We start from the raw sequence: 26,639 nt of genomic DNA on the forward strand, positions 1-26,639 counted from the left end.
GGAAAGCTACAGAGTAAACCGAGCTTCAAGCGAGTTCACTGAAGGTAATTTATTTCAGGGTCTAACCAACGAAGCATAAGTGGTTGTATCATAAATATAGATTTGTTATCCTGTCCAAAGGACTCCTACGGAGAGCTTGTCGAAGGACCTGCTTAAATACGCTTTAAGGTGTTTTGACAAGCTCAACATGACATCATCTGAGGTGAAATTGCCTTTATGATATAACCTCTTAAATTACATTAAGTAAGTTTAATATTGGTATAGGTTGCCCCGATAGGGATAATTTTTTCTCCAATCCAAATTTGGCTGCGGTCAAATTTGGATATTTTATTTTTAGCTACAATAAAAGCCCGGTGACAGCGGATAAAATCTGCTTTTGGCAACAGTTCAGCCAAATCGTTAATGGTAATCCTTGAGCTTAAAAGTTTGTTTTTTAGCTGGATCTGGGTATAGTTGCCCGAGGCCTCCACATAAAGAATTTCGTCCAACTCCACTTTAATCTGCTCGTAACCGTCTTTTACGAAAATATATTCTGTTTTTGTTCCCTGCTTCTGGTTGCGCAGGTTAAATAGTTCCTGGGCTTTATTGCAAGCCTTTAAAAAACGAGAAAGTGAAAAAGGTTTTAACAGATAATCGACAGCATCGAGCTCAAAACTCTGCACAGCATGCTCCGTATAGGCCGTTGTAAAGATAACCATTGGGGGCTTGTTCAAACTCTTTAAAAAATCAATACCACTGATATCTGGCATTTTGATATCCAGAAAAATTAAATCAACCTTGTTTTGCTGAAGATAGCTGATGGCAGCAAAGGCATCGGTAAAAGTTTGTTGCAACGTTACAAATGGAACTTTTGAGGCGTGTGATTGTATAATCTCTAATGCAATCGGTTCATCATCTATAGCAATGGCAATCATTTTGTATTTGTGTTGGTGGATATCAGGCGGAGTGTAGTCGAAGCCAATTATCTGGTAAAATTTGTATGGCTGGTAATGTTTTTACAAATGGATAGTTCTTTAAGTTTATCCCAGTTATCGTTTATAATGGCCTCTTTCTTTTTTCTGGACCAGCCTTTAACTTGCTTTTCAAAGCTAATCGCTTCATTAATATCTTCAAAGTGCTCGCAAAATACTAAAACTAGCGGTCTTTTTGTTGAAGTATAGCAAGTTGGATTTATAGCATTATGATGTTCATATAACCGTCTATTAATATCATTGGTAACCCCTGTGTAATATGAATTATCAGCACATTTTAGAATATAAACGGTGTAGGTATTCATATTTTTATTTTGACTTGTCGGTACTTCGTCTTTGCTTTATACTAACGCGTGGTGTCATCCTGAGCGGAGTCGAAGGACATTTTAAATATAATAAAATCAAGATTAATCCCAACAGATATTTTTGATCTACTGCCCTTCGACTACGCTCAGGGTGACAGTCGCAGATAAATTATCATTTATATTGACATGACAAATTATGGGTTGCCATAAGCAAAGTCGAAGGACTAATCCAACGTCAAAGTTAAATGAACAAAAAACTCATTGGCACTTTCGCGGATAATCAATTCGTGTTTTCCATGATAAAGTAATGATAAACGTTGTTTAACATTTTCTAGTCCAATGCCACTTTTTAATTTTTCAGGATCGTTATCTGCCTTGATATAAATGCTATTGCTTACATCAAAATATAAAGTTTTTTCTTTGGTTTGCAGTGTAATCTTAATGTACGAAGGCTGTTGCAGGCTGATACCATGTTTAAACGCATTTTCTATAAATGGAATCAACAGCATCGGCGTAATCTGCAGGTTATTCAACTGCTCTTCAATATGTGTATCAATCCTGATATCTGCAGAGCGAGAGGTACGGAGCTTTTGCAAATCAATATAATTGTTCAGGTATTCTACCTCGCGGGTTAATGAAATTTTATCCTGGGTATTTTCATGGAGCATAAAACGCATCATATCACCCAGTTTCTGGATCCCTTCTCCTGTTCTTTCTGCATTTTCCTGCAAAGCTGTTCCGAATAAGGTATTTAAAGCATTAAACAAGAAGTGCGGATTGATCTGCGATTTTAAGAAATTAAGGTTCGCATCCGATTTACCCAACTCCGTTTTAAGCATCTGGATTTCGCTGAGTTTTTCAAATTTATGCTTGTAAACATACCAGGCAGATGGCGTAGTAATACACATTAAACATATTGCATTGAAAATTAAAGTAATGGGTACGGCTTCGCCATTGTGCATAAAGGGGATTAAGATCATGAGCAGTAGCAGCGAAATGATAATGGTTAAACCTACATTTCCCCAAAAATACCGACCAAAACCTTTAAAATTCTTTCTGAGATTTGGAATGATGTAATAAATAGCACAAAAGGCAAAGAAAATATTTACGGGTGGTACAATTAGCCAGATAATCAATATTTCGTGATCGATCTTTAAAGAAAGTATTGCGGCAAATACCATGAGCGAAATCAACCAGACTTTAGTTGAAATAAAAATTTCTGGGATGATGTTGTTATTGTAATGCTTTAAAAAGGGAATTCTTTTTAGTAGTTCTAAACCCCGCTCATTAAAATATGCGTAGGCATTAAAAAGCAGGTAAAGAAAAAAGATATATGTAAAAGCCTCTCCAAAAAAGATACCGTAGGCATTTTCGATGTTATCATATTCTAACAGTCGGTAAGCTTGAGAATAGGTGTTAAAAACCATCCATGCAACAACAGAAAACGATGTTACCAAAATGCTAAGAATAAGATTGAGTGCGATGTTTTTCCTGTTTGCCAGTTGAGGCATGAAGCAAAAATTGAACAATAAAAAACTGATATATAAAATGCTGATCTTAAATACTTCGGGTACAAAGAAATTTGATATTACACTATAATCGATTTGGCTTTCTTCAAAACGATACGAATTACCCCTGTTATAAACGGTAGACGAACAAATACTGATCAATGCCAGAATATATAGTGTTGTAGAAATCCAAAACTCAAGCTGGTTGATGTTTTTGGTTTTTATTGACGGGTTGCCTGAAAGAATTACCATTTGTTTTAGTTTATACCACAATTTTACGAACAGAATTTACATCTATATTTAAAATGTGATGGATGAGCTAAAAAATGTGATGAATGAACAGGATTTTTAGGATTATTTGATTTTAAGATTAAGTTTCTTGTTTGTTGTGCTGTCAGATGTTGCCATCTGACTGGCGACTGAATTAATACCCAAATGAATAATCACGATTTGTGTCAGATAGAAATATTGGACACCACATCCATCGCCACAATAAAACAAGGATCTTCAAAATATTAAGCATAAAGCTAAACAGTTTATTAACTTTGCTTTTACATTCATTCATCATCAAATATTCACTCATTCAAAATTCATTCATTCAATATGACCGTTTACGGAATTCCAAATTGCAATACAGTTAAAAAATCGCTCGATTGGTTAAAAGCACATCAGGTTGATTTTGAATTTCATGATTTCAAGAAAAAAGGCATTACAACTGAAAAATTAAATGAATGGTGTAATACCTTCGGCTGGGAAACGGTATTAAACCGCAAAGGTTTAACCTGGAAAAAACTCACTAAAGAGGAGCAGGCTAAAATTGATAACCAGGATTTGGCAATAGCTTATTTAAAAGAAAATACCAGCGCCATAAAACGCCCGATTATTGAGCAGAACAACAAAGCCATATTAATTGGGTTTGATGATGAGAATTATTTAAAAACACTAGCCTAATTCAATTGTTTTAATGTTAAAGTTTGTTAAATGCAGCTTTTAAATGTCGAACTAAGTTACTTTTGAATATGTACAAACTGATCATTTTTCTATTGCTTGCCTTGCCAGTTGGTGTTTTTGCACAAACGGTAACCACGGGTACGGTTTTCGATTACTCGAAAAAAACGCTCTCTCTTCCTGGTGTTAGCATCAGAAATCTGAACAGTAAAAAATCAACCAGTACAAATAAAGAAGGTAAGTATACCATTAGTGCCAATATTGGCGATCTTTTAGAGTTTTCTGCCGTAGGTTACCATACCGATACACTGTACTTAACCAACCTGTTAAATAGAACAATATATCTTCCGGTTAAATCGAACAGTTTAAAAGATGTAGATATTACAGCAGTGCGGATGAATAGTCAGGTTACTGATGCGAAAGATCCATTGGCCGAAAAATATACACTACTGAGTACAGGTGGAAACCTAAACCGTAAACGGATGACCGACAAGGTTGGTGGCTTAAACCTAAACCTTGGCTATGGTAAATACAAAAGACAACAACGAAAAGAGGCCGATTTAGAGGAAAAGGAAATGTATCTCCAGGAAATTGATGAGAACTTTACCGCAAAGGCCATTACGGATATGACCAAACTAGAGGGGGAGGAACTTAAAAACTTCATGATTATTTATCGCCCTTCGGTAGAGACAGTAAAGGCAGAAAGGCCATACCGTTATGCTTATTATATATCCCGTGCCTTTGTCGCATGGAAAAAATTAACCCCGCAAGAAAGAAAACTGCAGGATTTGCCCAAATTAAAAGCGAATTAATAAATACTCGTCACCCTGAATTCATTTCAGGGTCTCTTTACATGAAAGGTGCTGACTACATAGTAGCTACAAGACAATTGAAAACACTATTTCTACTTGTAAAATAAATTTACTTCGTAGCTTTCCACTTCGTTACAGGTCAGCATTCCGTAGCGTTAGGAAAGGAAATTAAAATTAACAGATACGAGTAAATATTGACCGAATTAGAGTTAAAAAAGCCTTTTTAACTACATTATAGCCATTATTGGTAACATTATAACCACATATCAATCTATATGTGGTTATTTTTTATATTTACCGCCTGATTACAACCTTATTATTATCATGAAATTGACTAAACTAATAACTTTTTGTTTAGTTTGTTGCGTTTTTGCCTTTTCTGCATCTGCCCAACAAGCTACAACACCAGCACCAGCTACCAATTATAACCCTGCTGAAGCCTTTGGACCATTATTTTATACACAAAACGGGAATGAATTCCGCTCTGCAATTGGGGCACCTGGCCCAAAATATTGGCAGAACCGCGTTGATTATAACATTACAGCTAGCCTCGATGAAACAAAGAACATGGTTACGGGTACCGTTACCATTACTTACAAAAATAACAGTCCCGATAAATTGCCTTATTTATGGCTGCAATTAGACCAGAATACTTTTAAAGAAACTTCACGTGGCTATGCTATTACGCCAGCGCGTAGCCGTTATGGTGCACAAGGGGAAAAATTTGATGGTGGTTATAAAATCCAGAACATCAGTGTATCGCAAAAAGCTGCAGCTGTAAAATTTACTTCTTTGGTAGAAGATACGCGCATGCAGATCCGTTTAGACCAACCAATGGCAGCCAATGGCGATATTGTAACGATTAAAATGGATTATTCTTTTGTTGTACCAAAAGAGGGGTCGGACAGAACAGGACATTTAACTACAAAAAACGGTGAAATTTTTGCCATTGCACAGTGGTTTCCACGCATGTGTGTATATGATGATGTAATTGGATGGAATACTTTGCCGTATTGGGGCGGCGGTGAATTTTATTGCGAGTATGGCGATATTAATTTTGCCATTACCGCACCGGCAAGCCATATTGTAATGGGCTCGGGCGAGTTGTTAAATCCTGCAGAAGTTTTTACCCCAGAACAATTAAAAAGGTGGAATGCCGCTAAACTAAGCGATGCTACCGTTCACATCCGTACAGAAGAGGAGGTAACAGATCCAAAATCCCGTCCGGCGAAAGATAAATTAACCTGGAGATTTAAAATCTTAAATGCACGCGATGCGGCTTGGGCTTCATCTAAATCTTTTGTGTTAGATGCAGCAAGAATCAATCTGCCAAGCGGTAAAAAATCTCTGGCTGTTTCTGCACAACCTGTAGAAAGCAACGGTGTTGATTCATATGGCCGTGGTGTAGAATATGTAAAATCTACCATTGAGCACTATTCAACCAAATGGTTCGAATATCCATATCCAATGGCGGTTAATGTAGCAACCAATATTGGCGGTATGGAATATCCTGGTATTGTGTTTTGTGGTTGGAAAGCTAAAAAAGCAGGTGCCTGGGGTGTAATCGATCACGAATTTGGTCATACCTGGTTCCCGATGATTGTGGGGTCTAACGAGCGTAAATATGGCTGGATGGACGAAGGTTTTAATACTTTCATCAACGGTATTTCTGAGAAAAATTTCAATAATGGCGAGTACGCTAGTCCTCCTGCTGATTTAAACAGGATCGGTAAAGCCGTTATTGGTAACCCAATTTACGAAAACATTATGCAGATGCCAGATGGTATGGCCGAAAGAAATATCGGGGTTAACCTGTACAGTAAACCGGGATGGGGCCTGGATATTTTAAGAACGCAAATTTTAGGCGAAGACCGTTTTGATTATGCTTTCCGCCAGTACATTAAAAACTGGGCATTTAAACATCCAACCCCATTTGATTTCTTTCGATCGATGGAGAATGGCGCAGGCGAAGATTTAGCCTGGTTCTGGAGAAGCTGGTGGTTAAACAACTGGAAAATGGATCAGGGTATTGCCAGTGTTGAGGCCGTTAAGCAAGACGGTAAATTGGTGGGCTACGCAATTAAAGTTGTAAACCTGGAGAAAATGCCAATGCCGATTATCCTGCAGGTTAAAACCAAAAGCGGTAAAACGGATATCGTAAAAATTCCTGTTGATGTTTGGATGAAAAACGCAACTTGGTTGGTACGTTATCCAACAACTGAAGAGATTGAATCAGTTACTTTGGATCCTAATAAAGTATTACCAGATTCGAATACGGATAATAATACCTGGACAGCCACAGGTAACTAATTTAACCTGAATAATTATTATAGCCTCCTGATTTTAAAAGATCAGGAGGTTTTTTATTGCAAACAACCGACGGTTTCCTAATTCTTATCGAATAATTTAGCACCAGTTAATTTACAGCAAATGGAAAAAACTAATTTAGAAATTACCAACCCCGCAGGCATATACAATCCCCGTCCGCATGGATATTCTCATGTTGCTTCAGTTTCAGCCAATTCCTCACTTGTATTTGTGGCGGGCCAGGGTGGTAGCAGAACCGATGGCATACTGAGTGATGATTTCAGGACGCAGGTAAGTATTGTCTTCGAGAATATCGCTTTAGCCTTAAAAAGTAAGAATTTAGGTATGGACAATATTGCAAAGCTCACTACATTGGTGGTAGATTATGATGAGGAGAAACACGAAATCCTGATCGAAGAATCAAACAAAATATGGCCTGATCAGAAATTTCCTGTAAACACGCTTATTCCGGTACAAAGATTGGCCTTAAATGGCATGCTAATTGAAATTGATGCCACTGCCATTGGATAAATTCAAAGACTTTAAGATGGAAAAAGGAGAACGCAAAAACGTTTATAAGGCTTACAATAAAATGGGTAAGTGGTTTGCCCAAAACCGTTATGCTGGTTTAGAGGAGAAAGCCTATTTAGACGGTTTACTTAAGCGGATGCCTCCAAATGCAAGCATTTTAGATTTGGGCTGTGGTAGCGGAAAACCTATATTGGAATACCTGATCAGCCAAAATATAAACGTTCTCGGAATCGATGCCAGTGAGCAGATGCTAGAGTTGGCCAGACTAAATTTTCCCGACACACAGTTTATGCTAAAAGATATGCGTAAACTTGATTTGAGTGAAAAATTCGATGCAATAATTGCCTGGCACAGTTTTTTTCATCTTCCAGCAGCCGATCAGCCTGGTATGTTCGGTATTTTTAGGCGTCACCTTAAACAAAATGGCATTTTATTGTTTACCTCGGGAACGGATAGCGGAGAGGTTTGGGGGATGAACGGTGGTGAAAACTTATTTCATGCTTCTTTGGATACAGAGGAATATCAATCGTTGCTCGAATCGAATCAATTTGAGGTGCTTACACATAAAATAAACGACCTCGCCTGTGGCGGCGCAAATGTTTGGATGGCGCAATATAAACCCTGATAATTTTGCCTTAACTTTGCAGCATGGCCGAACAGCAAAAAAACAATCCCTTACACGGTATCACCTTAGAAAAAATTGTAACCGATCTTCAGCTACATTACGGCTGGGAAAAACTGGGGTCACTAATTAGGATTGATTGTTTTAACAACAACCAAACTATAAAATCGAGCTTAAAATTTTTAAGAAGAATGCCCTGGGCCCGTAAAAAGGTAGAAGAATTATATCTTGATACGTTTCATAAATGAGATCTAATGAGTGAATTTTGAATGAGCGAATGTGCTAGTGATCAAATCCAACATTCCTTCAATCAGCCATCCAGTAATTTCTTCATTCAATCATCCTGTCATTCTCTCATTCAATAATTATCTCACCTTGCAACCTTTATCCGCGTATACTCGTCATCTTGATCTAAACCTTGTCTAATGAAAAATATTTTTTATTGTTTTTTGCTGATGCTTGTACTGGGCAGTTGCGCTATTTCAACCATGACAACGTTCTATTCCATGTCGAAAGGCAAAATAGATACCCCTAAAAAAGAAAGTTACCATGTAGTTTATCAGGCCAGCTTTGGCGATGGTTTAAAAGCTGATGTAGCTTACACCGATGAAAATGGAAAGGAGACTGAACTAAGCGAGGTAAGTGGCATCTGGGAAAAAAGTGTTACCCTAAAATCAGGAACACATGTTCAGCTTACAACTTTTGCCACTGCTAAGCAAAAATCTAAAGGTGAGTATAAAATCCTTGTTGACGGAAAGGTAGTATCTGAATATGTGCTGAGTGGAAAAAAGTTAAAATATACCTTCGCTTTCGACTTGCCCTGATTCATGAGCAAAAAAATATTTTTTCTTGTCACATTTTAATTTTTTTGGTGTCTTATAGTTGAAACCTTAAAAAAGGGTTAATCAAACCAACCAACAAAAAAGACAATTTTAACTATGAAAACCTATTTATGGATGTTGCTGTGCATATTATCTACGAAAGTCTTCGCACAACAAGCGGGTAATATAAATGGAAAAATTATTGATGGGAAAACAAACCAGCCCATTGAATATGTGGGCATTATTTTATCGGGTAAAACTGATTCGACCAAAAAAGTAGGTATGGTAACCAACAAAGGCGGAGAATTTTCTTTTAATGCGGTTGCCAATGGTGATTACAAAATCAGAATTTCGGCCTTGGGATACAATTCCATCACTAAAGAGATCAATTTGAACGGAAAGACTGTTAACATTGGCACCTTAAAATTGAAAGAGGATGCCATTGCCTTAAAGGATGTTGCTGTAAATGGCCGCTATGCAATAGCATCAGTAAAAAAAGATACCGTAGAATTTAATGCCGATGCGTATAAAACCAGGCCAAATGCTGCGGTTGAAGATTTATTGAAGAAGCTCCCGGGCGTAACTGTTGATAAAGACGGAAGTATTTTGGTACAGGGGCAGAAAGTTACCCGTCTAACCGTTGATGGAAAAGACTTTTTTGGCACTGACCCTAAAACGGCAACAAAAAACCTCCCTGCAGATGCTATCGCCAAAGTACAGTTGATTGACAGTAAAACGCAGGAAGCGAAAGCTACTGGCATTGACGACGGTCAGCGCGAAAAAGTATTGAACCTCACCATTAAAGAAGATAAGAAAAAGGGCTGGTTCGGTAACGCTAATCTTGCGGGGGGGACAACAGATAAATATGGAAGTTATTTAAGTGCCAACCATTTTAATAAGAACCTGCAATTTGCTGTTTTGGGGATGAGCAATAATACCAACGATGCCAGTTTCGGCTACGATGACCTGAGTAGTTTCAGCGGTGGAAATATCGGGAATATTTTTGCCCCACCTGCTGGAGGAAGTTTCTCTATAAATAACAATAATGGTAAAACCACTATTGGCGGCAGCGGTGTTTTTGATAACAATGCCATTGGACTCTACACCACACATAGTGGCGGAGTAAACTACAGTAATTCTTGGGGCAAGAATAATAAGTTAGCAATTAGCGGAAGTTATTTTACTTATTTTTCTTCTGGTTTAGGTAATAAATTATCCAATATTCAAGACTTAAGCTCAGGTGATATTTTGCGCACATTGGATAATACCGACCGCAATAGCAACAATCAAGCACACCGCTTTAATTTTAAAGCAGAATACCATCCCGATTCGTTAACAGATATGGTATTCCGTCCGAATGTGATCCTCAACAGTACCACCAACATCAACAACCGTACATTCAATGCTAATTTTGATGCTTCAGGAAAAGCAAATGATGGAAGCCAGTATTACAATCAGCATAATTTCACCCCATCCTTATTTGGCGAGTTTACCGTGCTGAGGAGATTGGCCAATAAAAAAGGCTCGGTTTCGCTCCGGTTAAATGGTACACAGAATACCTTTAATTCCGACTGGTTAAATCAATCACTGCTTCATCAATATGTAAATGGTGATAAGACCGTTACCAATATCAATCAGCAGGCGAGTCAGGAAAACGCCTCAAAAACCTATACCATCAACGGGAATTATGCCAGGCAGTTAAATCAAAAGTGGAGTGCTAATCTTGCTTACGGTTATACAAGAAGCATTGTTGATGCACAGCAGATTACCTTTGATTATAACCCGACTACCGATCGCTACGAAACCATTGTGCCATCCTTAACCAATACTTTCGATAATCATAACAGCCAACAAGTTGCTGGTTTGGGTTTTATCTACACCGGAAAGGATTGGACCTATAATTTCGGATTCAATGCACAGGAAAGTTTGTTAAATGCCAATGTATTTAATAACGTAGGTGCCAATATTGGCAATATTGAAAAATCATATTATAACCTATTGCCGCGTTTAACGGTCAATTTTAAAAATAAAGCGAATCAAACCATTGCGATCAATTACCGGGCAAGTGTTAATCTGCCTTCCGTTACCGATCTGCAGCCTGTACAGAACAATACCAATCCATTATATCAAAGAATAGGGAACCCTGATCTCGAAGCTCGGAAAAACCATCGCCTATCGGTAAACTTCAATACCTTTAGTCCTGATAATAACCGCTATTGGAATGGGTATTTCCTCTACAACTTATCTTTTGATGATACCGGAAATGATATTACTTATAACAATGGTATCCAAACGGTAAAGCCGATCAATGTAAATGGTAATTATTACCTGCGTGCCGGAACATTTTTTGGAATGCCATCAAAACTTAAAGGTTTAAGGATGAATTATGGTGCAAATTTCTTTACTGAACATAGAACAAACTTTATCAGCGGCGCTAAAAACATCACCAACAGGTTCGAAATCGGTCCGAACATTAACTGGAGTTATGATATAGATGATAAATTTAATGCCGGTATTTATGCTTATGTTGCCTATACCAAAGTTAATAATACGGCAGAATCAGCGATCGATAATAAATATTTTACGCTAAATAACACTTTAAATCTGAGTTACGAGTTCATTAAAGACTTACGGATAGAAGCTGATTTGGATCACATTGGTTCAGCAGGCCGCGCTGATGGGTTTAATAACAATTACTTTTTGCTTAACGCAGGCATAAACAAATATTTAATGAAACGCAGGGTAACACTGGGTTTAAAAGGTTTTGATATTTTAAACCAGAATACCAGCATTGATAGAATTGTAAACAGCAGCCGGATTGAAGATGTAAGGTATAACAACATCACCAGGTACTTTTATTTATCACTAAATTACAAGTTAACCAAAGTTGGCGCAAACAACCAACGGAGCAACCCGCGTAATACCGTTAATTAGGTGCCTAAAAATATCTTATCCCTAGTATACAGTCCATCTATACCTGGTGTTGAAATAGTTGTTTGTTGCGGAGATTAGTTTAGCTCTATGTAGTACGATATTTGTATCTTCGGGATAGAATAGGCTTGTTTGTAAACCTCAACATATGAAAAGAACTTTACCACTCATTTTTGCAATTTTGATAACCCTGTCCTTTTCGGCATGTAAAAAAGGCGACATTAAAACCCTAAACAGTATTGGTTATGGATCGTCGTTTGGGATGTGTGTAGGCTATTGTTCCAATAATTTACTCATTAGCGACCTGAAACTTACTTTTTCTAAATCGAAAAACGGGCAAACAGCTGATACCAAAACCTGTAGCAAAACAATCTCTGAAGCTGATATAAATGCGATCAAAAAAGAATTGAATTTGGAGAAGATTTCGGCCCTGCCTGAAGTAATTGGCTGTCCTGATTGTGCTGATGGAGGAGCAGAGTGGATTGCCATTAATGCCGATGGCAAACAATATAAAATTACTTACGAGTATGGTAAAGCACCAAAAGAATTAGAAGCTGCAGTTGCGCGGCTGAAGGTTTTGAAAGATAGTTTTAAGGATTGTAATTAAGTTTTAACTTTATCATCGTGCCTTAACAATAGCACTTCTGATTTCGGTTCCTTCAAAGGTTATTCGTTTATCCCGTGTGCTTACCAGTTCGGAGAGCTCATATACATTTCTATAACCATAGCCATATAGATTAATATAAGTAGGAATATTTAAGGCCAATGAAATTGGGGCTATTTTTTTCTTTATCAAAACAGGCACAACTACTTTACTGGCAAAATTTGCCTGGTCATCTATAAAATTATTATTGCAATAGATTAATATTTTCGTATCCGCATTTGGTATAATCCTTAACAGATTTTGTTGTGTGAAATCAGAAAAATTTAAATGAATGGCACCCTTAATATGTTTGCGTTTAAATAGACTGTCAGAACGTGTATCTAAAATAATAGTGCCTTTCTCTTCAGCCATTTTTAAAAAAGTTGGTAAATCTACGAGCCTACCTTTACGATGGGCTTTAACCTCAGGAATAAGTTTTTCGTAAGCATCAAAATCTACATTGGCCTTTCTTTTAATAGTTGAAGAAGTTTGTGCATTACATAGGTATGCAACACTACAGCATATGATGGTGATAATTTTTGTTTTCATTTTTGGAACACTTGAATATTAATTTCCACCTAAAATAATTGGTGCACTTTTGCCATTACCCATAATAATAACTTTGGTATTGGCAGATTTTGCAATTTCTTTTTGAGCCAATATAGATTCGTATTGGAGCTGGCGATCGCTTAAACCTGTTGAAAGGATCCGCTGATAATCGGCAATTCCCTGCGCTTCTACTCTTTTCCGTTCTGCTTCCTGGCGTTCTTTTTGGAGTACAAATGTCATCTTTTGTGCATCTTGTTCTGCGTTTATTTTCGATTCGATACTTGCTTTTACTGATGCAGGTAAAGTAATGTTACGCACCAAAAGCTGCTCTAACTCTAAACCTCTTTTGGCAAAACTCTTCTCTATGGTATTAAATATTTTCGATTGAAATTCATCCCGTTTACTCGAGTACAATGCAACGGCATCGTAAGCAACAGCATTATCGCGTATGGCAGTACGGGAAACCGGGCGTACAATCTTTTCCAGATAGTCGGTGCCTATTTCCCTTAAGATATTTGGAGCGGCACTCCCCTTTACCCTGAAGAGTACCGAAAGATCAATAATGACCTCCAGGCCATCTGCCGATAAAACACGTAAAGCATCATCAGTTTGTTTATTGCCCTCATCATGCACGCCAGACATGGTGTAGTTTTGTGTTTTAACATCAAATGGGGTAATTACCGCTATAGGATTAATTACATTTAGGCCGCTATATAAAACTTCATTATCTACCTTTCCGAAAACGGTTTTGACGCCAACTTCACCAGCATCAATAACTTTAAACATAGAGAAAGATAAGCCGATGATGACCAGTACTACACCGATAATTTTGGTGATATTGCTGTAACGGCCAACCAGATTATTTTGGCTTGATACTGCATAGCCGATAAAAATGATAATAATTCCAACGATACTTAAGAACATATAATTTAGATTTTTATTAAAGATAAAGTATTTAATATAATGGTGTGAAAAAACAGTTATGTATTTAACCCATTACTAACAGATATAACTTCTGTGATAGTGTCTAATTAGTCTCATGAAATTATGAGGTAATGAAATAAATTTGTTTTTGTTACCATTTTGGTAATATATTTGTGCATGCGGATTATTGCTAAAAAGACACTTGTTGAATATTACAAGAAACACAGCGCCGCCAAGGCTAGTTTAGAGGCTTGGTACGGTGAGGTTGTTGAGCAAGATTGGAATATGCCTGCAGACGTAATTAAGTTGTATGCAACTGCAGATGTAATAACAGGTAAACGGTTCGTATTTAACATTAAGGGTAACGATTATAGGTTGGTTGCCGATATAGAATTTAAATTAAAAATTGTTTTTATAGTTTGGATTGGCACGCATGCTAATTATGATAAAATTAATGTGGAGGAGGTAAAATATGTTAAAAGTAATTAAAACCGAGAATGAGTATGAGTTGGCTTTAGAAAGGGCCTACTTGTTGATGCAAAAAGATCTTGATTTAGATACCGAGCAAGCTGATGAATTGGATTTGTTAACATTATTAATAGAACATTACGAAGAAAGTCATTATCCAATTGCACCTCCATCACCAATTGAAGCCATCAAATTTAGGTTAGAACAATTGGGTAAAGCGCCAAGTGAGCTATCTAAAATTTTAGGTGCCCGCAGTCGCCAATCTGAAATATTGAGCGGTAAGCGCAAACTCAGTTTAAGTATGATTAGAAAATTACATGAGATTTTGAATATTCCGGCCAGTAGTTTGATTAGTGCTTATTAAGCTATTTTTTATCTAAAACGCTCAAACTAAGCCAAGATTGCTACAACTGCTTTCCAAAAAGTATTTAAACACCTAAATTAGATACTAAAAAAGGTTCAGCTTGACGAGCACGCCAAAGAGTTTGGGGAGAAAACCTTTGGCTGAAAACTCAAAACTGCAAACTGAACTGCAACTCCTTAATTTTCAATTGAAAACTGATAATTGCCAACTGAAAACTTTTTACGCTAACCCCTTGATTTTTAAAAAGAATTGTTCTACTTTTGCAGTCCGTTTTATGGGCTATCTGCAAGGATGCCGGGGGAGCGGTAAATTTTTTAATAAAAAAACATAAAAAAGCACAATGCCAACCATTCAACAATTAGTTAGAAAAGGTAGAGTAGCACTGGAGTTCAAGAGTAAGTCTCCAGCGTTGGACAGCTGTCCACAGCGAAGAGGTGTATGTACACGTGTGTACACCACTACCCCTAAAAAACCAAACTCAGCAATGCGTAAAGTAGCCCGTGTTCGTTTAACGAACGGTAAAGAGGTGAATGCTTACATTCCTGGGGAAGGTCACAACTTACAGGAGCACTCAATCGTATTGATCCGTGGTGGTCGTGTTAAAGATTTACCAGGTGTACGTTACCACATCATCCGTGGTGCATTAGATACATCAGGTGTAGCTGGTCGTAACCAACGTCGTTCTAAATATGGTACTAAACGTCCTAAACCAGGACAGGTAGTTGCGGCACCAACAAAAGGTAAAAAGAAATAATCGGGAGGAAATAAGAAATGAGAAAGTCAAAACCAAAAAAGAGAATTATTCTTCCTGATCCAAAATTTAATGATGTTCAGGTAACTCGTTTTGTAAACAATATGATGTACGATGGAAAAAAATCTATCGCTTATTCAATTTTTTACGATGCTGTTGAAATTGCTGAGAAAAAAGCAGGTGAAAACGGTTTAGAGATCTTTAAACGTGCTTTAACTAACATTATGCCAGCTGTAGAGGTTAAATCTCGTCGTGTTGGTGGTGCTAACTTCCAGGTTCCAACTGAGGTTAGACCAGAGCGTAAAACAGCTTTAGGTATGAAATGGTTAATTTTATACGCTCGTAAACGTGGCGAAAAAACCATGAAAGAGAAATTAGCTGGTGAAATCGTAGCTGCTGCTAAAGGTGAAGGTGCTGCTGTTAAGAAGAAAGAAGATACGCACAAAATGGCTGAGGCTAACAAAGCGTTCTCTCACTTCAGATTCTAATTTAGGATTAACAGATTAGTAAGATTACACAGATTTAATTAGAAGATTATACTGATTAGATAAATTACACCGATTTGTTTTAACATAATCGGTGTAATCATTTAAAATCAGATAAATCAAAAACATAACATGGCAAGAGATTTAAAATTTACAAGAAATATTGGAATCGCGGCTCACATTGATGCGGGTAAAACTACAACAACTGAGCGTATTCTTTATTATGCTGGTGTAAGTCATAAAATTGGTGAAGTGCACGAAGGTGCTGCAACAATGGACTGGATGGCACAAGAGCAAGAGCGTGGTATCACGATCACTTCTGCTGCAACTACGGTTGAGTGGAAATACAGAGGTCAGGCTTACCACATGAACATTATCGATACACCAGGACACGTGGATTTTACCGTTGAGGTAAACCGTTCGTTACGCGTATTAGATGGTTTAGTGTTCTTGTTTTCTGCAGTTGATGGTGTTGAGCCTCAATCAGAAACCAACTGGCGTTTGGCTAACAACTATAATGTTGCCCGTATCGGTTTCGTTAACAAAATGGACCGTTCTGGAGCTGACTTCTTAAAAGTTGTTAAACAAGTTAAAGATATGTTAGGTAGTAATGCAGTTCCATTACAATTACCTATCGGTTCTGAAGATAACTTTAAAGGTGTGGTTGATTTGATCAACAACCGTGGTATCGTTTGGAATGAGCATGATAAAGGTATGACCTTTACTGAAGTGCCAATCCCAGAAGATATGTTAGACGAAGTTGCTGAGTGGAGAGAGAAATTACTAGAATCAGTTGCTGATTATGATGAGTCTTTAATGGAGAAATTCTTCGAAGATCCAAATTCAATCACCGAACGCGAAATTTTAGATGCTTTACGTGCAGCTGTTTTAGATGCTAAAATCGTTCCTATGGTTTGTGGTTCATCTTTCAAAAACAAAGGTGTTCAAACCATGTTGGATTATGTGATGGAATTATTGCCTTCACCTCTTGATTCAGAAGGTGTTACAGGTACTAACCCAGATACAGGTGCTGAAGTTTTATTAAAACCAAGTATCAATGAGCCATTTGCAGCTTTAGCATTTAAAATTGCAACTGACCCATTCGTAGGCCGTTTATGTTTTATCCGCGTTTATTCGGGTAACTTAGAAGCTGGTTCTTACGTGTATAACACACGTTCAGAAAGTAAAGAGCGTATTTCTCGTATCTTCCAAATGCACGCTAACAAGCAAAACCCTGTGCCTAATGTGGCTGCTGGTGATATTGCTGCGGTAGTAGGATTTAAAGATATCAAAACTGGTGATACACTTTGTGAAGAGAAAAACCCAATCGTTCTTGAGTCTATGAACTTCCCTGAGCCAGTTATCGGTTTAGCTATTGAGCCTAAAACTCAAGCTGATGTTGATAAATTAGGTATGGGCTTAGCTAAATTAGCTGAAGAAGATCCTACATTCAGGGTTCAGACTGATCAGGAAACTGGTCAAACTGTTATCTCTGGTATGGGTGAGTTACACTTAGATATTTTAATTGACCGTTTAAAACGCGAATTTAAAGTAGAGGTTAACCAAGGTGCGCCACAAGTAGCTTACAAAGAAGCAATTTTTGGTAGTACTCAACACCGTGAAACATATAAAAAACAATCTGGTGGTCGTGGTAAATTTGCCGATATCCAGGTAGTTATTTCACCAATTGATGCTGATTTCGAAAAAGGTGGTTTACAGTTCGTAAACGAAATTACAGGTGGTTCAATTCCACGTGAATTTATTCCTTCAGTAGAAAAAGGATTTGCTGCTGCAATGGCTAATGGTGTATTAGCTGGTTATCCGCTTCCTGATATGAAAGTACGTTTGATTGATGGTTCATTCCACGCAGTCGATTCAGATGCTTTATCATTCGAGCTTGCTGCCCGTATGGCATATCGTGAGGCTTTACCTAAATGTAAACCTACTTTGATGGAGCCAATCATGAAAATCGAAATCTTAACCCCTGAAGAAAACATGGGTGATGTGATCGGTGATATGAACCGTCGTCGTGGTCAATTATTAGGTATGGATACCCGTAATGGATCTCAAGTAATTAAAGCTACTGTGCCGCTTTCTGAAATGTTTGGTTATGTAACGCAGTTACGTACAATCACTTCAGGCCGTGCAACTTCTACAATGGAATTTGACCACTATGAAGCTGCGCCTAAAAACGTACAGGATGAAGTAGTTGCTAAATCTAAAGGAAGAGTAAAATCTGAAGATTAATTAGTATTAAGATAAAGGTATCAAGTATCAAGATGGATTATCAGTCTTGATACTCGATACTAATACTCGCTACTAAAAAGATAAATCCGGTTTCTGTTGTTAATAGCTCTAACAGGAAACCATAATTAAAAATAAGATGAGCCAAAGAATCAGAATTAAATTAAAATCTTACGATTACAACTTAGTAGATAAATCTGCTGAGAAAATCGTAAAAACTGTTAAGCCTACGGGTGCAGTTGTAAGTGGACCAATTCCACTTCCTACAGAGAAAAAAATCTTTACTGTTTTACGTTCTCCGCACGTAAACAAAAAAGCTAGAGAGCAGTTCCAATTATGCGCTTACAAACGTTTATTGGATATTTATAGCTCTAACTCTAAAACAGTTGATGCTTTAATGAAACTTGAATTACCTAGCGGTGTTGAAGTTGAAATCAAAGTTTAATTGATTTTAAAAGAACAGAAAAGGCCCCGATGCAAATCGGGGCCTTTTTTTATGCTTTCAAATCCTAAAACAAAAGCAGCGCTGGCTGGTTGTACTGATATGACTAAGGAAGATAAAAAGCACGAAGGATTACCAGTTGAAGGACAGGATTTTGCAGATCCTAAAGAAGCACTGAAAGAAAAACCTTCCTCGCATGGCGAAGTGGCCAATCAAAAAGATGGTGATTTTTCTGAACTGGAAGAAAGTAGAATGGAAAATCCACCAAAGCATCGTGATGAAAATGGATCATCTAAAGATGATTTGGATAGTAGTACAGCGATAGACCAAAGTAAAGGCGTAAAGTAAATTGATGGTGGGATTTGGTTAAAAAAGCAAAAGGCTGCGATTTATATAGCAATGCCCGATTAAACTTTTTTATTGTACCAATTGTTGTTAAATAAGAAGTATCTATAAAAAATATAATGCTATGGAAATGAATGAAAATAAAAATATCGATCCTAATTCGGAGATTAACCGCAGTGAGGAAGATATTGAATGGGATAATGGAGAGGCTACTTACGGGCATAAACGAGCTGATTTTAAGCGTAAAGATCAGCCAGATGAGGCGCATTTATTGAAAACAGAAAATGATCCTACACATGCCGTAAATGAAAATTTAAATAATTCGAATTTAAGTCAGGGTGAAGACATTGGAAACAGAAACAAGAATAACGAGAAAGGTTTGAGCGGAAAAGATTTATGATCTAGTTATAAAGAGACTATCCATATAGAATAGTCCCTTTATAAAATTTATGCATTTTCCGGTAGATGGAAATTAATTAGGATTCCACAACTGAAATGCGTTAATCAAGAAGCAAATGCCCTTAAATCTTTAGTCTCTGATTTTTTTTAGTTAATCTTTGTCGCGAATCCTACAGGGCTGCAAATTTCAAGAACTTATCGCCAATTTACAACACTTTCGCTATTAATATATTGATATATGTCAATTTAATGTGTATTTCTACACTCGATTAATTGTCAGTATAAATCACTTGTTTGCCGATAATCCTGTCTTATTTTTTCAGAATAATTCTTAATCTTCTCTACGTATTCTGGAGCTTTTTCCTTAAAGTCATCAATCAACGATTTACCGTCAGTTACCCGCTTTTTTTGTGGCATACTTAAAACCATATACTGCTGCTGCACTTAAAATGGCATATTTTAATAGTCCCATAATTATCTGTTTATATTCCTGTATTTAAAGCATGGTTTTCATCAGCCTCATTAATGCTGGTATTCGTTTTAAAATCGTCGGAAGAACTTCCAGTATGGCTTGCAGCGCTCTGTACGGTTGGGTTTTTATCTGAACTGTTGTAGGCATCGTCGCTGAGAGAATCTTTACCTTGTGTGCCAGAATTATCCCGGCCGTCTTTGGCTAAAGGATTTCCCTTAATCAGTTCGCTCGGTTCTTTGCCATAACTGGTTACTACGTCGGTGTTGTTGCCTTCTTCGTAAGCTTTTTGTACATCAGATTTTTCTGATTGCTCATCACCTGATCCTACATAACCTTCAATATGCTCTTCCTTGTTATATATGTTCGTTTTCATAGTATTATCGCTTTATGAATAAACAGAACGCAGACTAAATAGTTTGAATCGGGATAAATCAAAAAATAGGTAATAACAAAAAAGGCAGATATTTCTATCTGCCTTCGTTTTAACTTTTATATGGGAAATTCCGTGATATTTTTCGCATCATCCGTTCTACCATATCATCAGTAGAGCTCATAATGGAATCGTCCATCGTTTTAAAGAAACGCCATAATAATTCTCCGTCCGCTCCATTGTTTATGGTTAAGAACATGGTGCCTGTTCCAGATTTTCCTCCAAAGCCACCAAATAAAACAGCTGAGGCGATTGCACCAGCTTCAGATTTGGTTTGTTCAGTTTCAAAACGTCCACCGATAACGGCATCAACACCAAGTATTTTGGCCAGTTCATCTTTAGTTGTTTCGTCTAACTTACCTAAAACACCTGCTTTTTTTAATAAGATGTTTGTTTTGTCAACATCCTGGAAAGTTACGGTATAGTCAGACGCTTTCCTTAACAAAAAGGTGTACATACTGGCCTGTATCGATCTTGCCATCGACTCTTCCTGGCTTTTGTTTCCTTCTGCACTGAAGTTTTTTGGTTGTTTCCGGTAAGAAATTTTTACCTCGAAAGGTAAAATGGCTACAGTTTTTTGTGTTTTGATTGTTTCCTTTAGTTTTGGACTTTCAAAAATTTGCTTCGAGCCTTCAAATTGCGCTTTGGTTAAAACCGTAAAGCAGCACAAGATAGCGAGCGTTAATAAGATTTTCTTCATTATTTGTTTGTTTAATTTAGTAGCGAATATAAAAATATCTTTTAATTGATATAATATAAATTTTACCTGAGTCTTTATGCTTAACCATTTTCGCGTTTTGTTTAACTTGCGCCAAATTTTAAATGCCAAAGGGATAAATGGAGTGGAAATATTTACTTTCGAATAAGAGATACGGACAAGAACAATATGGTGCCAGCACAGATCGGGCACGGTCAGATTTTCAGCGTGATTATGATCGGTTGATTTTTTCGTCTCCTTTTAGAAGATTGCAGAATAAAACCCAGGTTTTCCCATTGCCAGGAAGTGTTTTTGTACATAACCGGTTAACGCATAGTTTAGAGGTGGCCAGTGTAGCCCGCTCTATGGCTAATATTTTTTTAAAAAGTGTAGAAGAGCAACAACCGCAACTGATTAAAGATGTTCCATTAATTAATGAAGTAGGTAATATTGTGGCTGCTGCTGCACTGGCGCATGATCTGGGAAACCCAGCTTTTGGGCACTCGGGTGAAGCCGCTATTTCACGGTATTTTACCGATGGCGATGGGAAAGTTTATCAGAAAGAAATGAACGCATCGCAGTGGCACGATTTAATTAATTTTGAAGGTAATGCAAACGCCATCCGGATTCTTACCCATCCGCTAAAAGGAAAAGGCAATGATGCTTATGCGTTAACCTATTCTACCTTGGCTTCGATTGCAAAATACCCTTGCGCCTCAATTGCGGGTAAACAAAAGGGAGTGCTACACCGTAAGAAATACGGTTTCTTTCAATCAGAAGAAGAAACTTTTAAAAAGATAGCGGCCGAACTCAATTTGGACAAAGAAGAAGGCGAATACCTCATTTACAAACGCCACCCCTTGGTTTATCTGGTGGAGGCTGCCGATGATATCTGTTACAGCATCATTGATTTGGAAGATGCACACCGTTTAAAGATTCTTTCCTACGAAGAAGTAAAAAGTTATCTGTTGCCTTTTGCCAACTCTACCACTATAGAAGAACGTCTAAAAAATGATTATGAAGACGACGATGCAAAAATCGGTCTGCTAAGGGCAAAAGCAATTAACACATTAACCAACCAATGCGCAGGTATATTTTTTAGGGAGCAAGAAAAATTATTGAAAGGTGAGCTTAATCAAAGTTTAACTGATTTATTGCCCGAGCCTTATATTTCTGCCTGGAAAGCCGTAGAAAAAATTTCTGTTGAGCGTATCTACAATTTCTCATCGGTAATACAAAAAGAAGTGGCTGGATATAAAATCATGGCCGGTTTATTGGAAGAGTTTGTTCCTGCATTAATCCACAACAATACACACTATTACAAAAAACTGGTTAAACTTATTCCTAAACAATATCATACCGATTTAACTGATATATATTCTATCATACAGAGTGTATTAGATTTCGTTTCGGGTATGACCGATCTGTACGCAGTTGATCTATACCGTAATATTAAGGGAATATCCTTCCCTTCGGAAACCTAAAGATAAATTCTGGCTTTTACTATTTATGTTCGATTAATTACTGGCTCACCCTGTTTTCTTCTGATTTTGAGGATTAAATCGGTCTTAAATTGGGTGTTTGTGTAAAATTATGAAATTAAATTTTATTTAAGTAGTTGATTTGTAGTTCTTTAAAATCGTTTTAGTATTTGTAATTAGTATTTCGTGTAAAGCGAATGGAGCGGCTTGCACTAATTGTTAGATTTGATCGTTAGGCTCTCTTATTTTTTAAGTCTAACGCTTTACATCTCATCCCGATTCATGAAAAAACTTTTACTAATTGCTTTGTTAAGCATGGGCTTCACCTTGGCTGTTAAAGCGCAAGCCCCACAACAATTTAACTATCAAGGAGCGGCAAGAAATGCCAATGGTACCCCACTGGCCAATAAAAATATAGCCCTGCGGATTAGCATTTTAGATGGATCTTCAACCGGAACCGTTCAGTATTCGGAGGTAAGAAATGTAACAACCAATGCGTTAGGTTTATACGCATTGGCAATTGGGGCTACTGGTGCAGGCTCGGTTAACGGCACAATAGCTGGAGTAACCTGGGCAAGTGGATTAAAGTTTGTTAAGGTTGAAATTGATCCTGATAACGGTACAAATTTTAGTTTGGCTGGTACAGCACAATTACTAAGTGTTCCATACGCACTTTACGCCGCTAATGGGCCAACCGGAGCCAAAGGCGATCCGGGTGTAGCCGGTCCTGCTGGTGCACAAGGTATTGCAGGCATTGCAGGTCCACAAGGCCCGGCGGGAGCTACAGGAGCAACCGGTCCTCAGGGGCCAATAGGCTTAACTGGTGCTGCAGGTGCACAAGGCGCAGTGGGTGCAACAGGTCCACAGGGAGCGAAAGGAGATATAGGTGCAACAGGAGCTACCGGATTACAAGGTTTGCAGGGTATACCTGGCGTAAAAGGCGATAAGGGGGATAAAGGTGACGTAGGCCCGGTTGGTCCTTCAACAGGCGTAGCTGGCGGTGATTTAACAGGGAATTATCCAAATCCTACATTAGCTAATCTTCAGGGAAAAACATTAAATGCCACTTCGCCAGCCAATAACCAGGTGCTCCTATTCGATGGGGCTGCATGGAAACCAGTAACATTGGATGTAAGCCAACTGTCTGGCGCTAAGGCGTTAACTTCAACTGATTTGAGTATTAGTGCTAATGGCGCTACTGCTTTATTGAAAGATGTGGTAATTGATATCAACGCAGGGGCGGTTAGCACGCTTAAACTGGCAGATGGGGCAGTAACAACAGCAAAATTAGCCGACGCTGCAGTAAGCTCTGTAAAAATTGGAAACAAAGAAGTTAAGAATATTAATATAAACGATGCTGCTGTTAATACATTACAGCTGGCCGATGGATCGGTAAGTACTCCTAAACTGGCTGACGCTGCGGTAACCTCTGTAAAAATCGGGAACAAGGAAGTTAAGAATATTAATATCGACGATTTGGCGGTAAATACGCTTCAACTGGCCGATGGATCGGTAACTACACCAAAACTTGCTGATGCTTCAGTTACAGTGGCTAAATTAACTACTGATGGGGTAAGCGATGCAAATAAAGTGTATATCACCAATGCAACAACCGGTAAACCCGAATTAATCAGCAGGACATTATTTGCAAATGCCAATGCCTGGGCATTAAAAGGGAATACGGGTAGTACCGATCAAAATAATAATTTCCTGGGCAATACTGATGACGTAGCCATTAACTTTTTGGTTAATGGTTTAAAGTCTGGCCGTTTAGGCAACTCATCCGAAAGCAATATTTCTTACGGTTATAAAACACTTACTGCTAATGTATCCGGCTTTTACAACAGTGCATTTGGCCGCGAAGCACTATCTGTTAACATTTCAGGTTACGAAAACAGTGCTTTTGGTTACCTGGTGTTACAGCGGAGTTTTAGTGCTATTAACAACAGCGGCTTTGGCTCGCAGGCCTTAGCCATTAATACCGTTGGTTCTAATAATACAGCAATTGGTACACATACCCTAATGGCGAATAGAACCGGTATCTCAAATACGGCTATCGGAAGTTTGGCACTTGAAGCCAGTAATGGCGACAATAATACAGCATTGGGCTATGCCGCTGGTTCGAAAAACAACGGGGCAGGGAATGTTTTTATCGGAAGCAATGCCGCCGCTAATAACACTAATGCAAATAATACCCTGGTGGTCGCTAACTCCAATACCTCATACCCTTTAATTGCTGGCGATTTTGCAGCAAATGGTGGCGCATTAACCATTAATGGAACTGCCGCTCCATCTTCTGTAGCTTATGCCCCGGCAAATGCCAGTACTTTAAACATTAATGGTTCTGTTGCAGCAAGTGTTTTAACCTATACGGCCACAGGCGCACTAACGCTCGATGGCAGCCATTACACAGTAAGGATAAAAAATGCTGGTTCGGCGGTAAGTGTTAATCTTCCAACAGCCTCGAGCTGTAAAGGAAGAATTTATGTAATTGTAAAGGCTTTATCATCAGGTGATGTTACGTTAAACAATCCTATTTTGTTGAATGATGATTCTAATGTAACCACCATTACGGGAGCAAAAACTTTTACCATTCAAAGCGATGGTTCGGCATGGATTTCTTTAAACTAAACACGATGAGAAAAATATCCTATTTGTTTGTTCTCTTGCTATTGATGTTTTTCGAGACAAGTGTAAACGCACAAAGTTTGCCCTATGCAGTTAATTTGGCCAGTGGCAGCGGTAAGATTAATAATCAATTATATGATTTCAGTATTGGAGAAATGGCCCTGGTACAAACTTTTCAGGTTGCCAACATTACATTGACCCAAGGGTTTTTACAGCCTTTTCTGATTATACAGACCACAGCCGACCTGGCCATTGTAAATAATATCCTTACCCCAAACGGAGACGGGAAAAATGATTTTTTTGTAGTTAAGGGCTTGGAAAAGTATCCGAACAACAAATTATCCATTTTTGATAGGGGAGGAAGGCTGATTTATGCTACCCAAAGCTACCAGAACGACTGGGATGGCTACTTTAACGGAAAGCTACTTACAGAGGATACCTATTATTATATGCTCGATTTAGGAGCAGATGGCTCTATTAAAGGTTTTATATCAATCTTATATAAAAAATAACAGTGTGAAAAAAATGAAATGTTATATGGCGGGGCTGTTGTTTTTGTTTGTTGCACCAGCGTTTGCTCAACTTAACCCCATGGGGAGCATCTACTATCAGAACCAGTTTTTGGCCAACCCGGCAATGGCAGGTTTAGAAACCGGACTAAATTTAAATGCGGCATTTAAAACACAGTGGACCGGGGTAGACGGAGCGCCAAAGATTCAATATTTAACTGGTGATTACGGTCTGGCCGGTAATAAAGTAGGTTTGGGTGTGCTTTTTTACAATGAAGGTGCTGGAGCCATTAACCGTACAAGGGCAACTGTAACTTATGCTTATCATTTACCTTTAAACGGCGGGAATAACTTTTTGGATTTTGGTTTGTCGGCTGGCCTAATGAATGAATGGATTGACTTTGGTAAAGCCAAAGGCGATTTAGACGACGATGTGCTGAATAGTTTTAACGATCGCAGGTTATATCTGGATGGCGATTTTGGAGTAGCTTACCGCACCGATAAATTAACATTGCAGGGAGCTTTACCTAATCTTAAACGGTTTTTTAAAAGAGATGTACTGAGAAACGTCGTAGACCGATCGATTTATTTTATTGCCGCAGGTTATAAATTTAACACGGATAAGGTAATTAACAGTATTGAACCAAAATTGGTGTATAGAGGCGTACAGAATTATGATGGTATTTTTGATGCAGGCGTAAACCTTCAGTTTTTAGAGAATAAATTGATGTTGAACGGTATATATCATAGCACCAATAGTTTTACCGCGGGTTTTGGCGCAAACTACAAAAACCAGTTTTCGGTTTTGTTCCAGTACACCACCAATACTTCAAAAATGCAGAGTTATAGCAATGGCGAATTTGAAGTGGGCTTAAAGTACAGCATTAAGAATTAAACGTGTTATCGTCATTTCGACTGAAGTGTAAAGGAATGGATAAATCTATTGTTAAGTGTACCTACAGATTTATCCAATAATTTTAAACCGTTATTTTTTGGAAAGCAGTTCCAGTAGCTTTTGATGGATTATTCGTCCCATGGGGACGACTTGTGGG

Annotated in this window: 28 protein-coding genes; 21 read left to right on the forward strand and 7 right to left on the reverse strand. The window is 37.9% G+C overall.

The window, feature by feature from the left end; all coding sequences use genetic code 11:
• Window positions 1-239: 239 nt before the first annotated feature.
• The 3 genes from AC1RJ8_RS12265 to AC1RJ8_RS12275 all read right to left on the reverse strand — a co-directional run bounded on the left by AC1RJ8_RS12265 (window position 240) and on the right by AC1RJ8_RS12275 (window position 3,036).
• A complete protein-coding gene (locus tag AC1RJ8_RS12265) occupies window positions 240-914 on the reverse strand; it encodes a LytR/AlgR family response regulator transcription factor (protein ID WP_492954097.1) in 675 nt (224 codons plus the stop codon).
• A gap of 47 nt (window positions 915-961) precedes the next feature.
• Window positions 962-1,276: a GIY-YIG nuclease family protein gene (locus tag AC1RJ8_RS12270; protein WP_492954096.1), complete on the reverse strand. Its 315-nt coding sequence runs from the start codon at window positions 1,274-1,276 to the stop codon at window positions 962-964.
• A 224-nt stretch (window positions 1,277-1,500) separates the two neighbouring features.
• Window positions 1,501-3,036 (reverse strand): sensor histidine kinase, encoded by a 1,536-nt coding sequence (locus AC1RJ8_RS12275; protein WP_492954095.1) that lies wholly within the window; start codon window positions 3,034-3,036, stop codon window positions 1,501-1,503.
• 351 nt (window positions 3,037-3,387) lie between these two features.
• On the opposite strand from AC1RJ8_RS12275, the gene AC1RJ8_RS12280 reads away from it, so the two are divergent.
• The 9 genes from AC1RJ8_RS12280 to AC1RJ8_RS12320 all read left to right on the forward strand — a co-directional run bounded on the left by AC1RJ8_RS12280 (window position 3,388) and on the right by AC1RJ8_RS12320 (window position 12,363).
• Entirely contained in the window at window positions 3,388-3,735 is a 348-nt protein-coding gene (locus AC1RJ8_RS12280; RefSeq protein WP_492954094.1) for a Spx/MgsR family RNA polymerase-binding regulatory protein, read from the forward strand.
• A gap of 68 nt (window positions 3,736-3,803) precedes the next feature.
• A complete protein-coding gene (locus AC1RJ8_RS12285; RefSeq protein WP_492954093.1) occupies window positions 3,804-4,544 on the forward strand; it encodes a carboxypeptidase-like regulatory domain-containing protein in 741 nt (246 codons plus the stop codon).
• Window positions 4,545-4,868: 324 nt separating this feature from the next.
• Window positions 4,869-6,854 carry a M1 family metallopeptidase gene (locus AC1RJ8_RS12290; protein WP_492954092.1) on the forward strand — a complete coding sequence of 662 codons (1,986 nt, stop codon included), beginning with the start codon at window positions 4,869-4,871 and terminating at the stop codon, window positions 6,852-6,854.
• Window positions 6,855-6,974: 120 nt separating this feature from the next.
• Window positions 6,975-7,382, forward strand: coding sequence for a RidA family protein (locus AC1RJ8_RS12295; RefSeq protein ID WP_492954091.1), 408 nt, complete (start codon window positions 6,975-6,977; stop codon window positions 7,380-7,382).
• A 16-nt stretch (window positions 7,383-7,398) separates the two neighbouring features.
• Window positions 7,399-8,007 carry a class I SAM-dependent methyltransferase gene (locus tag AC1RJ8_RS12300; RefSeq protein WP_492954090.1) on the forward strand — a complete coding sequence of 203 codons (609 nt, stop codon included), beginning with the start codon at window positions 7,399-7,401 and terminating at the stop codon, window positions 8,005-8,007.
• A gap of 23 nt (window positions 8,008-8,030) precedes the next feature.
• Complete coding sequence (locus AC1RJ8_RS12305) at window positions 8,031-8,252, forward strand: VF530 family protein (protein ID WP_230144600.1); 222 nt, start codon at window positions 8,031-8,033, stop codon at window positions 8,250-8,252.
• 177 nt (window positions 8,253-8,429) lie between these two features.
• A complete protein-coding gene (locus AC1RJ8_RS12310) occupies window positions 8,430-8,828 on the forward strand; it encodes a hypothetical protein (RefSeq protein WP_492954089.1) in 399 nt (132 codons plus the stop codon).
• Between the two features lie 114 nt (window positions 8,829-8,942).
• The gene (locus tag AC1RJ8_RS12315) at window positions 8,943-11,759 is read left to right on the forward strand and encodes a TonB-dependent receptor (RefSeq protein WP_492954088.1); all 2,817 of its coding nucleotides are present in this window, start codon (window positions 8,943-8,945) and stop codon (window positions 11,757-11,759) included.
• 145 nt (window positions 11,760-11,904) lie between these two features.
• The gene (locus AC1RJ8_RS12320; protein WP_492954087.1) at window positions 11,905-12,363 is read left to right on the forward strand and encodes a hypothetical protein; all 459 of its coding nucleotides are present in this window, start codon (window positions 11,905-11,907) and stop codon (window positions 12,361-12,363) included.
• A 12-nt stretch (window positions 12,364-12,375) separates the two neighbouring features.
• Here AC1RJ8_RS12320 and AC1RJ8_RS12325 read toward each other — a convergent pair whose 3' ends face one another.
• Both AC1RJ8_RS12325 and AC1RJ8_RS12330 read right to left on the reverse strand, forming a co-directional pair.
• Window positions 12,376-12,948 carry a rhodanese-like domain-containing protein gene (locus tag AC1RJ8_RS12325; RefSeq protein WP_492954086.1) on the reverse strand — a complete coding sequence of 191 codons (573 nt, stop codon included), beginning with the start codon at window positions 12,946-12,948 and terminating at the stop codon, window positions 12,376-12,378.
• Between the two features lie 18 nt (window positions 12,949-12,966).
• Complete coding sequence (locus AC1RJ8_RS12330) at window positions 12,967-13,872, reverse strand: prohibitin family protein (protein ID WP_492954085.1); 906 nt, start codon at window positions 13,870-13,872, stop codon at window positions 12,967-12,969.
• A gap of 177 nt (window positions 13,873-14,049) precedes the next feature.
• On the opposite strand from AC1RJ8_RS12330, the gene AC1RJ8_RS12335 reads away from it, so the two are divergent.
• The 8 genes from AC1RJ8_RS12335 (at window position 14,050) to AC1RJ8_RS12370 (ending at window position 19,371) form a co-directional block, all read left to right on the forward strand.
• Window positions 14,050-14,361, forward strand: a complete 312-nt coding sequence (locus AC1RJ8_RS12335) for a type II toxin-antitoxin system HigB family toxin (protein ID WP_492954084.1) — start codon at window positions 14,050-14,052, stop codon at window positions 14,359-14,361.
• The gene (locus tag AC1RJ8_RS12340) at window positions 14,345-14,704 is read left to right on the forward strand and encodes a helix-turn-helix domain-containing protein (protein ID WP_492954083.1); all 360 of its coding nucleotides are present in this window, start codon (window positions 14,345-14,347) and stop codon (window positions 14,702-14,704) included. Before AC1RJ8_RS12335 ends, AC1RJ8_RS12340 begins: the two co-directional genes overlap by 17 nt.
• Before the next feature lie 340 nt (window positions 14,705-15,044).
• A complete protein-coding gene (gene rpsL, locus AC1RJ8_RS12345) occupies window positions 15,045-15,458 on the forward strand; it encodes a 30S ribosomal protein S12 (protein ID WP_029278631.1) in 414 nt (137 codons plus the stop codon).
• Between the two features lie 17 nt (window positions 15,459-15,475).
• Window positions 15,476-15,943, forward strand: a complete 468-nt coding sequence (gene rpsG / locus AC1RJ8_RS12350; protein ID WP_029278632.1) for a 30S ribosomal protein S7 — start codon at window positions 15,476-15,478, stop codon at window positions 15,941-15,943.
• 129 nt (window positions 15,944-16,072) lie between these two features.
• Window positions 16,073-18,187: an elongation factor G gene (gene fusA, locus AC1RJ8_RS12355; RefSeq protein WP_086547756.1), complete on the forward strand. Its 2,115-nt coding sequence runs from the start codon at window positions 16,073-16,075 to the stop codon at window positions 18,185-18,187.
• A 136-nt stretch (window positions 18,188-18,323) separates the two neighbouring features.
• Window positions 18,324-18,629: a 30S ribosomal protein S10 gene (rpsJ, locus tag AC1RJ8_RS12360; protein WP_008244591.1), complete on the forward strand. Its 306-nt coding sequence runs from the start codon at window positions 18,324-18,326 to the stop codon at window positions 18,627-18,629.
• A 51-nt stretch (window positions 18,630-18,680) separates the two neighbouring features.
• Window positions 18,681-18,974: a hypothetical protein gene (locus AC1RJ8_RS12365; protein WP_492954082.1), complete on the forward strand. Its 294-nt coding sequence runs from the start codon at window positions 18,681-18,683 to the stop codon at window positions 18,972-18,974.
• A gap of 127 nt (window positions 18,975-19,101) precedes the next feature.
• On the forward strand, window positions 19,102-19,371 hold the full coding sequence (locus AC1RJ8_RS12370; RefSeq protein WP_492954081.1) for a hypothetical protein: 270 nt from the start codon (window positions 19,102-19,104) through the stop codon (window positions 19,369-19,371).
• A gap of 481 nt (window positions 19,372-19,852) precedes the next feature.
• Here AC1RJ8_RS12370 and AC1RJ8_RS12375 read toward each other — a convergent pair whose 3' ends face one another.
• Both AC1RJ8_RS12375 and AC1RJ8_RS12380 read right to left on the reverse strand, forming a co-directional pair.
• Entirely contained in the window at window positions 19,853-20,215 is a 363-nt protein-coding gene (locus AC1RJ8_RS12375) for a hypothetical protein (protein ID WP_492954080.1), read from the reverse strand.
• A gap of 109 nt (window positions 20,216-20,324) precedes the next feature.
• The gene (locus AC1RJ8_RS12380; RefSeq protein ID WP_492954079.1) at window positions 20,325-20,972 is read right to left on the reverse strand and encodes a hypothetical protein; all 648 of its coding nucleotides are present in this window, start codon (window positions 20,970-20,972) and stop codon (window positions 20,325-20,327) included.
• A 137-nt stretch (window positions 20,973-21,109) separates the two neighbouring features.
• On the opposite strand from AC1RJ8_RS12380, the gene AC1RJ8_RS12385 reads away from it, so the two are divergent.
• The 4 genes from AC1RJ8_RS12385 (at window position 21,110) to AC1RJ8_RS12400 (ending at window position 26,482) form a co-directional block, all read left to right on the forward strand.
• Window positions 21,110-22,453: a deoxyguanosinetriphosphate triphosphohydrolase gene (locus AC1RJ8_RS12385; RefSeq protein ID WP_492954078.1), complete on the forward strand. Its 1,344-nt coding sequence runs from the start codon at window positions 21,110-21,112 to the stop codon at window positions 22,451-22,453.
• A 279-nt stretch (window positions 22,454-22,732) separates the two neighbouring features.
• Window positions 22,733-25,081: a beta strand repeat-containing protein gene (locus AC1RJ8_RS12390; protein ID WP_492954077.1), complete on the forward strand. Its 2,349-nt coding sequence runs from the start codon at window positions 22,733-22,735 to the stop codon at window positions 25,079-25,081.
• Between the two features lie 5 nt (window positions 25,082-25,086).
• Window positions 25,087-25,590 carry a T9SS type B sorting domain-containing protein gene (locus AC1RJ8_RS12395; protein ID WP_492954076.1) on the forward strand — a complete coding sequence of 168 codons (504 nt, stop codon included), beginning with the start codon at window positions 25,087-25,089 and terminating at the stop codon, window positions 25,588-25,590.
• A 13-nt stretch (window positions 25,591-25,603) separates the two neighbouring features.
• Window positions 25,604-26,482, forward strand: a complete 879-nt coding sequence (locus AC1RJ8_RS12400) for a PorP/SprF family type IX secretion system membrane protein (protein WP_492954075.1) — start codon at window positions 25,604-25,606, stop codon at window positions 26,480-26,482.
• The last annotated feature ends 157 nt before the right edge of the window (window positions 26,483-26,639 follow it).

This window comes from Pedobacter sp. GW822-FHT03F06 (assembly GCF_058801365.1).